The 13,290-nt window shown below is 44.7% G+C and carries 11 protein-coding genes; 9 read left to right on the plus strand and 2 right to left on the minus strand.

What is annotated here, in order from left to right; translation table 11 throughout:
* Positions 1 to 58: 58 nt before the first annotated feature.
* Positions 59 to 541, minus strand: a complete 483-nt coding sequence (locus QP775_RS02395; RefSeq protein ID WP_239327439.1) for a type IV secretion system protein VirB6 — start codon at positions 539 to 541, stop codon at positions 59 to 61.
* Positions 542 to 673: 132 nt separating this feature from the next.
* Here QP775_RS02395 and QP775_RS02400 point away from each other — a divergent pair, with 132 nt between their 5' ends.
* Both QP775_RS02400 and QP775_RS02405 read left to right on the plus strand, forming a co-directional pair.
* Entirely contained in the window at positions 674 to 1,513 is an 840-nt protein-coding gene (locus QP775_RS02400; protein ID WP_285103303.1) for a carbon-nitrogen family hydrolase, read from the plus strand.
* A 12-nt stretch (positions 1,514 to 1,525) separates the two neighbouring features.
* Positions 1,526 to 3,484, plus strand: coding sequence for a glycoside hydrolase family 3 protein (locus QP775_RS02405; protein WP_285103305.1), 1,959 nt, complete (start codon positions 1,526 to 1,528; stop codon positions 3,482 to 3,484).
* Between the two features lie 14 nt (positions 3,485 to 3,498).
* Here QP775_RS02405 and QP775_RS02410 read toward each other — a convergent pair whose 3' ends face one another.
* Entirely contained in the window at positions 3,499 to 4,485 is a 987-nt protein-coding gene (locus QP775_RS02410) for a LysR family transcriptional regulator (RefSeq protein ID WP_285103307.1), read from the minus strand.
* Positions 4,486 to 4,615: 130 nt separating this feature from the next.
* On the opposite strand from QP775_RS02410, the gene leuC reads away from it, so the two are divergent.
* From leuC to QP775_RS02445, 7 genes are all read left to right on the plus strand, one after another.
* On the plus strand, positions 4,616 to 6,040 hold the full coding sequence (gene leuC / locus QP775_RS02415) for a 3-isopropylmalate dehydratase large subunit (RefSeq protein ID WP_285103309.1): 1,425 nt from the start codon (positions 4,616 to 4,618) through the stop codon (positions 6,038 to 6,040).
* Positions 6,041 to 6,055: 15 nt separating this feature from the next.
* On the plus strand, positions 6,056 to 6,670 hold the full coding sequence (leuD, locus tag QP775_RS02420; RefSeq protein ID WP_285103311.1) for a 3-isopropylmalate dehydratase small subunit: 615 nt from the start codon (positions 6,056 to 6,058) through the stop codon (positions 6,668 to 6,670).
* Positions 6,671 to 7,074: 404 nt separating this feature from the next.
* Entirely contained in the window at positions 7,075 to 8,520 is a 1,446-nt protein-coding gene (locus QP775_RS02425; RefSeq protein ID WP_285103313.1) for an N-acetylmuramoyl-L-alanine amidase family protein, read from the plus strand.
* Between the two features lie 66 nt (positions 8,521 to 8,586).
* Positions 8,587 to 9,195, plus strand: a complete 609-nt coding sequence (locus QP775_RS02430) for a GerMN domain-containing protein (RefSeq protein WP_239327446.1) — start codon at positions 8,587 to 8,589, stop codon at positions 9,193 to 9,195.
* 137 nt (positions 9,196 to 9,332) lie between these two features.
* The gene (locus QP775_RS02435) at positions 9,333 to 12,095 is read left to right on the plus strand and encodes an S-layer homology domain-containing protein (protein ID WP_285103315.1); all 2,763 of its coding nucleotides are present in this window, start codon (positions 9,333 to 9,335) and stop codon (positions 12,093 to 12,095) included.
* Between the two features lie 129 nt (positions 12,096 to 12,224).
* On the plus strand, positions 12,225 to 12,893 hold the full coding sequence (nth, locus tag QP775_RS02440) for an endonuclease III (protein WP_285103317.1): 669 nt from the start codon (positions 12,225 to 12,227) through the stop codon (positions 12,891 to 12,893).
* Between the two features lie 27 nt (positions 12,894 to 12,920).
* The gene (locus QP775_RS02445) at positions 12,921 to 13,193 is read left to right on the plus strand and encodes a hypothetical protein (protein ID WP_028546722.1); all 273 of its coding nucleotides are present in this window, start codon (positions 12,921 to 12,923) and stop codon (positions 13,191 to 13,193) included.
* The last annotated feature ends 97 nt before the right edge of the window (positions 13,194 to 13,290 follow it).

Raw genomic sequence — 13,290 nt, forward strand, 5'->3', positions numbered from 1 at the left:
ACGATAATTTAGCATGTTTTGGTGGGAGTGTACACTTCTTTTTAAGAATAGTCTCGCATTATTCTCTGTTTGCTCCTGGTTGTGACGGCGTGAGCAGTTCCTCCATAAAAGGTTTAACGTCCGCTTTGATCTCCAGCATGTAAGGCTTGCGGTCGGCAGAGAATATGAGAAGCAGTGGCTGCTTTGGTGGACTGTAAATAAGAAAAACATCACTTGTGTCAATTTGCTGATTAGCGAGATGTACAGTAAACGGCTTCTCTAACGGAATTCTGACGATATAGCCTGGACGTTTGCCAATCGTTATTTGCGGAGAGAGTCCAGTGACGGATTGCAGCCATTGTTGAGCGCTCTTTTGGTACTTCGCTTCATTTGATACTGACTTGACAATACGTTCTTGTTCCATGTCAAATACCTGAATGGGCGGCAGCGTCTGAGGATTTTGCGTAAAAGCGCCCACTGGAACAGACTGGAACAGTGTACAGAACAAACAAAAGGCTGCAACAAATAGGATACGTGCAGGTGCAATTGGCAAGAAACGCATGATGATGCTCCCTTCATCTATCTATAAAATAGCTGCCCGCATATTGGGGATGCTTTCTTACTTTGTCCAACTTGACGTAATTCCATGAAGCGTTATGATGGAAGAAAGTGACACAATGAAAGGGTGGGGAACATGGCTGCTCAACAATGGCATATAAGCGTCATTCAAATGGATGTGAAAATTGGCGAACCAGATCGTAACTACGATGAGGTGATTCAGAAGATCGAACAAGCAGTAAGTTCTGATCCTAAGCCTGATGTTATTGTTCTGCCTGAAATGTGGAATACAGGTTATGCATTAGAACGTATTCACGAGATCGCGGATGAGAACGGGGAAAGAACGCGCAAATTGCTGCAGGAATTGTCTGCGATGCATCAAGTGCATATAGTCGGCGGTTCAGTTGCCATAAAAGAGAACGATCGCATTAAAAATGTCGCTTACATTTATAATAAAGAAGGCCAACTGGCTGGCGAATACGCTAAGATTCATTTGTTTAGATTGATGGATGAACATGTCTATTTAGATGCCGGGCAGCAGCTTGGTCGTTTTGAATTAGACGGTGTACAGTGCGCTGTTATTATTTGCTATGATCTCCGTTTTCCTGAATTAAGCCGTTCATTGGCATTGCAAGGGATTGAAGTGCTGTTTGTTCCAGCCCAGTGGCCTCACCCAAGGCTGCATCATTGGCAAACGTTGTTGACTGCACGTGCAATTGAGAATCAAATGTACGTGATTGCCTGTAATCGAATGGGCTCCAGTATTGGTGCTGACGGCAATGTGACTTCTTTCTTTGGTCATTCCACTGTGCTGGATCCATGGGGGGAAACAGTGGCTGCAGCGGGTGAAGAAGACATGATTATAACGGCGGCGCTATCCTTATCGCTTGTACAAGAAGTTCGCGGGCGTATTCCCGTATTTCAAGATCGCAAGGAATCACTCTATAAATTATCGGCAAATGTGCAACAGGGATGAGGAAACGTGTCTATGAGCCAATCACAGAGCCGCAGGCGCAAGCATAAACGGAATTCTAATCCACTAACAGTCGTGTTAAGTGTACTTTCTTTGCTCTGTATTGTACTACTCATATACGGCGTGTGGGGAGACGGGGTTCAGCGCTTCAAGCAACTAGTAGGGATCGAAACGCGGCAAACCGACTCAGACGATCGGTCATATAACCAAGTGTCAGAGGGGGCATCACCACCAATTAATACAGCGCATCCTGACCTGGCTGGTGGAGCCAATGGATTGTCACCTGAGGATGCACGTGACGCGGATAAGCTTGTATTAGCTAAGCAAAAAGCGGCAGAACTTGCAGCTGATATGTCTTTGGAGGAACAAATCGGACAGCTACTTATGGTTGACGTATCAGCAGTCAAAGCAGAACAACCTGATGCTCCAATTGAACAGGCGTTGGAAACCATTAAGCCAGGCGGTGTGATCTTGTTTCGTGACCAGCTGAGTACGGTGGAAGAGACGGTGGAGCATACAACCATGCTGCAGCATCTCGTTGCAAAAGTGCCTACTTGGATAGGGGTGGATCAAGAAGGTGGATTGGTAACCCGTTTCTCTTTTATGTCAGAGTTTAACGGCAATATGGCGCTTGCAGCGACAGGTAATCCAGAGCTTGCACGTGAAACGGCCAAGAGGATGAATGACAACCTTGTTAAATTAGGATTTACGATGAATTTTGCGCCTGTTGCAGATGTGAATGTTAATCCAGATAATCCTGTCATTGGTATCCGTTCCTTTGGTTCTTCGCCTAAACGAGTTAGTGACTTTGTGCAAGCTTACATAGAAGGTATGCATCAGGCTAATATTCCTGCGGTAGTCAAGCACTTTCCCGGACATGGCGACACAAATATAGACTCGCATTTAGGACTGCCAGAATTGAAGCACACGACTGTCAAAATGCAAGAGGTCGACTTTCCTCCTTTTCGCGAAGCAATCAAGGGTGGGGTTGATATTATTATGACGGCACATGTGACCGTACCCGCTATTGATGCTTCACAAGTTTCATCGAAGAAAGACAACAGCAAGATTCATCTCCCTGCTACATTGTCTAAGCCTATTTTACAAGGATTGCTGCGGGAGCAATGGAAGTACAATGGGGTTATTATGACGGATGCGTTAAATATGGGTGCTATCGCTCAGCATTTTGGTTCCGAGGAAGCTGCTATTCGGGCGATTGAGGCTGGAGCTGATGTGCTGTTGATGCCAGCTCAGCCAAATAAGCTGACACATACGATTGCAGCAGCAGTTGATAAGGGACGTATAACTAAAGACAGGATTAAGGAAAGTGTCATTCGAATATTAACGGTTAAAGCGAAGTACGGAATGCTTGATCATACAAAACCGATCGGTGTGAAAGAACGCCTGGAAGCAGCCCAACAGTGGTTGAATAGCAACGGCGATCAAATATTTGCTCAACAGGTGGCAGAACAAGCCGTTACGTTTGTTGGTCCAGAAACGAGTCTTCCTTTTATTAAAAAAGAGACAAAGCGGGTGGTGCTCGTTGGTACTGATTCCTATGCGCTGAAGCTGATGAATGCGGCTCTGCTTGATTCCATCTCGCGGCATCCGGTAGCGGGAACCCGAACGTTAAGTAGCGAGACGATTACCATTAAGTCAGGTACGAATATTGAGCAGCTTCGCGCAGTAAAACAGCTTAAATCCCTGCATTCTACCGATGCTGTGCTTGTCGTATCTCGGGATGCACAGCTCAAGCCTGCGCAAAAAAGGACTGTACAAGCATTAATCCAACTGCTTAAGGAGAAAATGGCCACATATGGACTTATTGCTGTAGGGTCGCCATATGACATCAAAAAACTAAAGGACTATCCGTTTGCAGTTGTGACTTATGGTTTGATGGAGGCTAATATGCGGGCTGCTGCGGATCAGCTGTGGAACAGGCAGCATTCCGGTGGAACGCTGCCGATTGAATAGTTAGTTTACATGATCTATTCTTCTTCGGGTTCCAGCTTAAGCAGCGCTTGAACTGGAGAAGAAGCAATTACACGGTTGCCGAATTGCGCGGCAACCGTTTCTTTTATGGTCTGCATAAAGGCTTTCGCGGCATTAGACATATATCTGCCTGAGCGATAAGCCAATACTAGCGTACGGGCTGGACGACCTTCTATTGGGATATAAGCCGGCACGAACTCGCTACGTGGAGCAGATGCGATAAAAGAAGGAACCAGTGATATTCCCATCCCGGCAGCGACAAGCGATTGTACAGTCTCCATGTTGCTGCTTTCAAATACAACCCGAGGCTCAAACCCGGCATTGCGGCACATCTCTAATGTGATTTGTCGGAAGCCTTGTCCTTTTTTTAAAAAAATAAAAGGCTCCTGTCTAACTTCCTGCAGCGATATCGGTCTGCGATGACTGGACGTAAGACCCTCTAAAGTAGATGTCGCCAGCGGGTGGTCATGTGGCACCGATATGACGATCTCTTCATCCACGATCGGTTCGTAAGTAAGAGTAGGTTCCTGAATTGGCAGTGACAAGAGGCAAAAGTCATTTTTACCTTGTGCTGTCATCTTAATTAAATTAGAAGTGGAGGGTTCTTCGGTCAGTACGAGTTCAATATCAGGATATCTTCTGTGAAAAGACGGCACTACGTGCGGCAAAATATGTGAACCCGTGATTGGCATCGTGCCGATCACAACTTTACCAGTCTTCGTCTGTGAAATATCAGACATTTCTCGTTTGAGTTGTTCGAGCGAATCAATAATCTTCTGGGCGCGATCGATAAACACTTCTCCTGCATATGTCATTTCTACTGAATTGGTCGTGCGCTGAAACAGCAGTACACCGATTTCCTTCTCCAGCTTGGATAATTGCTGGCTTAATGAGGGCTGGGCAATGTGAAGCTTTTCCGCCGCTCTTGAAAAATTGCGCTCCTCTGCAATCTGCAGTGCGTATTGCAATTGACGTATTTCCATGGCTCCTCCTTATAGTCACAACCTATTAACCTTATAGATATTATATCTTGGAACAATGAAGAAGGAAATGCTATATTGATGTCAACATAGAGAAGCGAAGGATACGAATACGTCGCGAGAGGTGAGGATTATGTCCAAGAAGAGAACGTTATTTGAAAAGATTTGGGATCAACACGTAATTGTACAAGAAGAGGGTAAGCCTGGAATTTTATACATTGATCTGCATTTAGTTCATGAGGTAACATCCCCGCAAGCATTTGAAGGCCTACGTCTTAGCGGACGCAAAGTGAGACGTCCTGAATTGACTTACGCTACGATGGACCACAACGTACCTACGAAGGATCGTTTTAATATTACAGACCCAATCTCCAAGCAGCAGATTGACACACTGTCGCAGAATTGTGCGGATTTTGGCGTGAAATTATTTGATTTGAATAATCTAGATCAAGGTGTCGTGCACGTAATGGGACCAGAGATTGGCTTGACACATCCAGGCAAGACGATTGTATGCGGTGACAGCCATACATCGACGCACGGTGCGTTTGGCGCATTGGCATTTGGCATCGGTACAAGTGAAGTAGAACATGTCATGGCTACTCAATGTTTGCAGCAGGCGAAGTCCAAGACGATGGAGGTACGCTTTGTTGGCAATCGCAAGCCTGGCGTGACGGCCAAGGATATGATTCTTGGTGTCATTGCGAAGTACGGAACAGACTTTGCGACTGGATATGTAATTGAATATACAGGCGAGGCGATACGTGAATTGTCGATGGAAGAACGCATGACGGTATGTAACATGTCCATCGAAGGCGGCGCACGTGCAGGGCTGATTGCACCTGACGAGACGACATTCAGCTATTTGAAAGGGCGCCAGTATGTGCCGCAAGGCGAAGCATATGATAAGGCTGTGGCACAATGGGCACAGTTCACTACGGATGAAGGCGCCAGTTATGATACAGTAGTGGAATTTGATGTAGAGTCGCTTATCCCACAAGTGACTTGGGGTACTAGTCCGGGAATGGGTACTGACATTACGGCTTCAGTTCCGAACCCAGCGGACTTTAAGACAGAGAATGAGCGTAAAGCGTCCGAGAAGGCGCTTGAATATATGGATCTGACGCCGGGGACTCCGATGACAGAGATTGAGATTGATTACGTGTTTATCGGTTCATGTACGAATGGTCGAATTGAAGATCTTCGTGCTGCGGCAGTTGTGGCTAGAGGCTACAAAGTGAGTGAGCGTGTGACAGCGATTGTAGTGCCAGGCTCCGGTCGCGTGAAGCTGCAGGCGGAAGCGGAGGGCTTGGATAAAGTATTTTCCGAAGCGGGATTCGAATGGCGTGAGGCTGGCTGCAGCATGTGTCTCGCGATGAATCCGGATGTTCTTCAACCCGGACAGCGTTGTGCTTCCACGTCAAACCGCAACTTTGAAGGCCGTCAAGGCCGCGGCGGTCGTACTCACCTAGTGTCGCCAGCCATGGCAGCGGCAGCTGCCATCAAAGGGCGCTTTGTTGATGTACGCGGCTGGGAAATCAAAACGGAAGTTATGAACTAGAAGGAGGACATCGCGATGCAACCATTTACGACATTAAAAGGACTTGTCGCTCCGGTAGACCGGGTCAACGTCGATACAGATGCTATTATTCCGAAGCAATTTTTAAAACGTATAGAGCGCAGTGGATTTGGTCAATTCTTGTTTTTTGAATGGCGCTTTGATGAGCAAGGAAACGTGATTGAATCGTTTCCATTGAACCAACCGGCGTACCAAGGAGCAAGTGTATTGATCTCCCGCGCAAACTTTGGTTGTGGGTCTTCTCGTGAGCATGCGCCATGGGCCATACTGGATTTTGGTTTTAGATGTGTCATTGCTCCATCTTATGCCGACATTTTCTACAATAACTGTTTTAAGAATGGCATTCTGCCTATTCAGTTGTCCGAAGAACAAGTAGAAGAGTTATTCCAGCGTACAGCTCAGTATCCGGATTACCATTTGGAGATTGATCTGGAGAACAAACAGTTGAAGGATGACTATGGTTTAGTTTATACATTTGACCTTGACGAGCACCGTCGCCAATTTTTGCTGCAGGGTTTGGATGATATCGGGTTAACGCTGATGCATGATGATGCTATCTCTGAATATGAAGCTCAACATGCTGATAGAATAGCTTATCCGATCCAAGCCTAATTCATCAGGTTTCATTTCACCTTTATATAGGGTGCTGTGGCGGGAAAACGTTATTCGTTTTCTCGCCACAGCACTCTTTTTTATGATCAGCTCATGGGGTATGCTTATGCGCCGAGATCTTATCATTCTTACATTTTGGAGAAGATAGAACCGGCAAATTGCATATGACGTTTGTGAACAATGTCATTATGCTGCTACACCGTCAAATACAACAGCTGCGTGAAGATATTTTCGCGACAGGACTATCGAATTTTGCATGTAAATGGTAGAATTAGTTTATTATCTTTATGTTGAATTAGCGCAACTTTTGTCTGCATTTAACGTCTAAAATAACGTCTGTTTCTTTGAAAGGTTTCTCATAGTTTCAAAGAGTCAGAACAACAAGAAAGGATGTAGAGGTGAAGATGCAGCATAAAAAAATCCATTTACTAGCAAGTATGTTGTTGACCATGTTGTTTTGTCTTGTATTTCCCCAGACGGGGGCGGCTGCCACACAGCCCACATTATATCTGAATGGGAGCTCAATCAAGCTTCCCGAACCAGTTATAATGGTTAGCAATTCTGTCATGATACCGATTCGCGTTGTGTCGGAGGAATTAGGCTACAAGGTTGACTGGAATCAGAAGGCGCGAACGATTTCTATAAAGAACGGAACTAGTACCATTTTACTAACCGTTGACAAGAACACAGCGTCCATTAATGGCAAGACGACTCAACTAGATGTGGCTCCTATGGTAAAGAATGGATCAACGCTTGTTCCACTGCGGTTTGTTGGCGAGAGCTTAGGATTAAAGGTAGACTGGGATAACGAATCGAAGTCTGTGTATTTGTTTACATCAGATGAAGGCTCAGTTGTTAATCCTCCTGATACAGGTAATGGCAACTCAGGAGAGACAACACCTCCCTCAACAGGCGATGTATTGGTAAAAGATTTTGATTTTTTCTCGAACACGTTACATATTGCATTAGGTCGTGATGTTGAACCTAAGATCATGTCCATGACAAATCCTGATCGTATCGTTATTGACTTCCCTAACTCGAAGTTCTCTGATGAATTTAATGAGAAGTTTGGTTTTGACAACAATGGTCAAGGTGAGATGCCGATTACGGATTACCCGGATGTTCAGAAAGTTCGCTTTGCTATGTTTAGCACAACGCCGAATACGACGCGGTTTGTCATCGATGCAAATTACAAGCTGGATAGCAAAGTGACAAGAAATGGACAAGGCTTAGTATCAATCGAATTGAGTGCATCAACTGGTGGAACTACCAATCCAACGAATCCGACAAAGCCTACCAAGCCAGACGGGAAATACACTGTTGTGGTTGACGCCGGACACGGTGCGCATGATTCTGGTGCAGTTAGTGTACGCAAACGATATGAGAAAGACTTGAATTTGCAGATTGCTAATAAGGTCGCTGAGTTGGCTGTGAAGGAAGAGAAGCTTAATATCGTTCTCACGCGCAGCACAGATGTGTTTCTCGAATTATCTGAACGGGCAAAGATTGCTAACGATCTTCAGGCAGACTTGTTTGTCTCCATTCATGCCAACAGCATTGACAATAAGCCTACAGTAAGCGGGACGGAGACTTATTATTATCGCAGCGAGAGCAAGGCGTTTGCGGAGCTCATGCATAAGTACCTGATTAAAGGGACGCAGTTCAAAGACCGGAACGCTAAGGTTGCTGATCATCATGTAACTCGCAACACAAAGATGCCTGCGATTCTACTCGAGATCGGGTTCTTAACGAATCCTGACGAAGAAGCTGTTATGTTTACTGAAGATTTCCAATATCGTGTTGCGCAGCAGATCGTGAACGGTTTGAAAGCTCAGCTTGGATTGTCATAATCGTTCGCATATTTTGCAACCTGGACAGACGTTGCTGCGTTATAACGACTAAAGGAGGTCATTAATATGAAGAAACGCAATTGGTTAGGTCTTGTAACTTTGGTTCTTGCGGTGGGACTTGTATCCGCCTGTGGTGATAAGAATTTATCCAACGGTGACGGGAAAGGTGTAACAGAACCGCCTACTGCCGGCACCGAACAGCCGACAACTGGAACGGGTACAACTACGCCGGGTACGGAGCAGCCAACTCCAGACAAGGAACCGGTGAAGAAGCCTGAACAGAAAGAACAGCAAATTACAGTATACGCAACGGATGATCAGATTATGGAATTGTTGTCCTACACGACAAAGATTACATTTAAAGATGATCATGAGAAGATCGGGGCTGCGTTGAAGACACTTCAGAAGTCAGAAGATGCTAAGTATGTCCCTTTGTGGGATGGGAATGAATTTAAATCCTACAAGCTTGACGAGAAAGGGATATTGACTGTTGATGTTCACATTTCGGAACACGGGCATTTGGGAGCGGGCGGAGAAGCATTTGCAATCGACGCTTTAACTAAAACGTTGTTCCAATTTGAAGAGATCAAAGCAATCGACATTCTTGTGGATGGAAAGCCTGAAGCAAGCCTGATGGGTCATGTCACACTTGATCATCCGATTAAACGGCCATAAATCAGGCCATGGGCAACATAAAAGAAGTAAATTAATTACATTTACGTGTTACATTACCGAACAGGGGCAGGAAATGCCCCTGTTTCTGTCGAATTATAAAGATCTTAACGGATTTTTAATACAAAGGAGAAACGATTATGCATAATAATTCCAGCAAACCTGTACGTGCAGTGACGAGCGCTATTCTGGCTTTATCATTGACGTTATCTGCTGTTCCTGTGGCTTTGGCTGCTGAGGCTGGACAAGCTGGTAGCAGTAGTACACAAAATACAGCAAATTCGGGCATTAGTCCGGTATTCAGTGATGTGAAATTAGGCCATTGGGCGGAAAAACATATACATAAATTAGCTGCACAAGGTATCTTAAAAGGTAACAATGGCAAATTCAGACCTGGGGACGACATCACGCAGCAAGAAGCGATTGCACTTGCGATTCGATTTATGAATCTGGAGGGGCAGCTAAGCAATGATGAATCAGTTGCATTGCCTGCTGAATTCAAGGTTGGAAATTACTTCAAGCCCTACGTTGTACTCGCGTTCCAGAAAGGACTGCTTGACAAGAACGAGGAATTAAAGAATCCAGACCCGAAGAAACCTTGGGGCGATCAGAAAGCTTCACGTGAGTGGATTACGAAAATTTTGGTCCGTGCAGTTGGCAAGCAAAGTGCTGCACTTGAGGTAAAGAATAAGCCTACTTCTTTTGCAGACAACAGTAAGATCAGTGCCAGTGCGCTTGGCTATGTAAATGTAGCACTTGATCTTCAACTGACTACTGGAATGAGCAATAACAAATTTGAGCCATTAGGCAATGTGAACCGTGCCCAGATTGCAACTTTCTTCAGCCGTGGCGAAGCGGTAGCAAACATTGTTTATGATAGTGTTGTAGCAGGTATCGTCGGTTCTGTCACAGATACGGAGCTCCGATTATATACGGAAGATAACAAGTGGGTGAATTATCGCATCGATAACAAAACGATGTGGTACAAAGCGGACAACGACAAGTCAATTTCGGCAAAAGAGATCCCGATGTATACGAAAGTTCGTGTCATCGGCCAATTGGGCAGTGCTTCATATGTCGAGCTTCTTAGTACAGAGCAGCAAGTAGAGTCCGTGCAGACAACACTTAAATACGCGGTTCCTAGTGAGAAGAAGCTGTATGTAAAAAATAGCGGACGTGAAGATCTGGACACCGTTTTATATGAAGGTAATACGTTGATTAAAGACGCTGGAGGGGCTGTGATTTCGGCAGATAAGCTTTCTCCTGATTCGGAGTTGACGATTACGCGCGAGACGTTCTCCAAAGATCGTAAAGTGTTGGAGATTCAAGTGAAGTCGGGTCCTGTCAACAAGAATGGCAAAGGAACGATTACCTCGGTTGATGTGAACAGCCGTATGGTTACGATTAAGCTCGAACAAGGGGATACCGAGACTTACCGGATAGCAGATGACGCTACTGTTCGATATGATAACGTACTAAAAGACATCAAGGACCTAAAAGTGAACGATGTAATCACATTTAGTGTGAAGAACAGTTCTATTTCATCGATTGTCATGTCTACCGCACCAGCAACTAGCGTAGAAGGCCGAGTAGACAGCTTCAGCCCGAATATGACATCCATTACGGTCGTGAAGGACAATAACAAGTTGGAAGCCAAAGTATTAGCTAGCCAAGTTGCGGTTGCTATTCCAGGACTCATTAATCCGTCATTGGGTGAATTGATTGCGGGTGAATTCGGAGATCGAGTGAAGTTAACGGTTAACGGCGAAGATAAAGTAACTCGAATCGAAGTGCTGAGCCGTAAAGTAGAGAACTTATATGGTGTGTCGGTTATTGGTTACGATGCTGCCAAAAAGCTGCTTACGGTTGTAGACGATAAGAACACACCTTATGTGGTGACGTTAAATGATGGCACGAAATATGAATTTAACGGCAGCGAAGTGCCAGCAACAACCATAACTTCCATGCTCACGAGCAATCGTAAAGTAAATGTAAAGCACATTAACAAGAAAGCTCTTGTTGTACAATATGTGTACAAATATGAAGGCAAACTTATTGTAGCGAGCCCTTCATCTCGAACCATTACGTTGCAGTTGGCCAATGATGACTTTGTGACGCTGCCCTATCAGTCTAATTCGATTGGTATAGAATTGTACGGCAACTCGAGTGCCAAAATTACGGATATTAAGAATGGTGATTTTGTTACCGCGATGCTGTCCGGCGATCAAAATTCAGTAATGTCGTTGACGGTCCGCAGCTACCATCAATTTGAAGTTGCATCGATTAATACATCGACTAATCGAATTACGCTGCGTAATGCCGCAAACCGTCAGGTTGAGGAATTTTCACTCAGTTCCACACCGATTTATGGTGTGAACAATGAGAAGCTCACTTTGAGCAATTTGAATCCTAATGACGTACTTAATGCCGTCTTTGATGGACGTTCTTTAGTTGAGCTTCGTAAAGTTGCTGTTACAGCAGGACGTGTTGAGTCTGTTGATACAACAAATGGCATAGTTGTTGTTAAAGATTACAATGGGCAAACAACTTCTCATCAGTCAGCAGGTGGTCTGACGATTATTTTGGATACTACGTCAACAACGGCTGTTGGTGCGCTAAAAGTTGGAGATCGGGTTGAAGTTCGTAAGGATGCTAAGAATGGAACCAACCTGAAAGTATTGACGGGCCTAAAACATGATTTCTGGAAGTATGATGCAAGTGCTAAGCAGCTGTATGTGAAGCGTAGCAGCTTGTCAGATACCGAATATTATTGGACACTGAGCGCAAATGTTGTTATTCGTAATACGACAGGTGACACGTTATCTATCTCTTCGCTGAAGAGTGATGACAAGATCTTCTTGTACTTCTTAAATGGACAAATTATTGAGATTGAGAAGCAGTAGTCGATACGTGTAGCTAGCTAGAATGCCGTTTCGTCCAATAATTGGGAGGAACGGTTTTTTAGTTTCTGTAGGTTTAATGTTAATCCGGTGTTATAATGCTAAAGTAGACTTTATAAGGAGGAATAAAGAGTGGCGACAAGCGCTCGTGTTCGCCGTGTTCTGGATACGCTTGGCGAAATGTTTCCGGATGCGCATTGTGAATTAATTCATTCGAACCCGTTTGAATTGACGATTGCCGTACTGTTGTCTGCTCAGTGCACCGATGAGACAGTCAACAAAGTGACGGTTAACTTATTTCATAAATATAAGACCCCGGAAGACTACTTAGCGGTTCCATTGGAGCAATTAGAGCAGGATATCCGTCGAATTGGCTTGTTCCGCAATAAGGCGAAGAACATTCAAAAGCTATGTCAGATCCTGCTTGACAAATATAACGGTGAAGTGCCTCAGAAACATGAACAATTAACTGAGCTTCCTGGCGTAGGACGGAAGACGGCTAATGTCGTAATGTCTACCGCGTTCGGCGTACCTGCAATTGCCGTGGATACACACGTGGAGCGGGTGTCGAAGCGTCTGGGATTGGCGGATGAGACGGATAGTGTACTGGAAGTGGAAAAGAAGTTGATGCGTAAAGTTCCACGTGTTGAGTGGACCTTGACTCATCATCGCTTCATATTTTTCGGTCGATATCACTGTAAAGCACAATCTCCAAAATGTGAAGTCTGTCTGTTATTGGATATGTGTAAATTTGGGAAAACACGTATGAAAGCGGAGCAGCGGAGAAACAATGGAAAATAAATAAACCTGAATGGGTGGGCGGTTGAATTGAAATGTATTTCGGTATACACAGACAATTTTGAACAATTCTCGGATATTTATGAGAAATTAATGCAGCAAACTGTACAGGACGATGAGGAAATAGTAGTAGATGGTGTGACCGTATATGGCGCGGGTGAAGTACCTGAGCAGTACATAGACCGTATGCGTCAAAAGCGCGATGTGGTTGTTATGCGCGTAAAGAACAAAGACATTACCATTCTACAGCATGGAAAACAATTCGAAATTATTCTCCCTGTAGAGCAAAATATGGTACACTAGAAACCGAGTTTGCAGGCAAATTGAGGAAGCCGAGCATCTCGGTTTCTTCTTTTTTTATAAGCTTATAAAGTAGGGATGAACAATAACATTGATGTAG

Source organism: Paenibacillus sp. UMB4589-SE434 (genome assembly GCF_030226685.1).
Lineage (GTDB): Bacteria > Bacillota > Bacilli > Paenibacillales > Paenibacillaceae > Paenibacillus_B.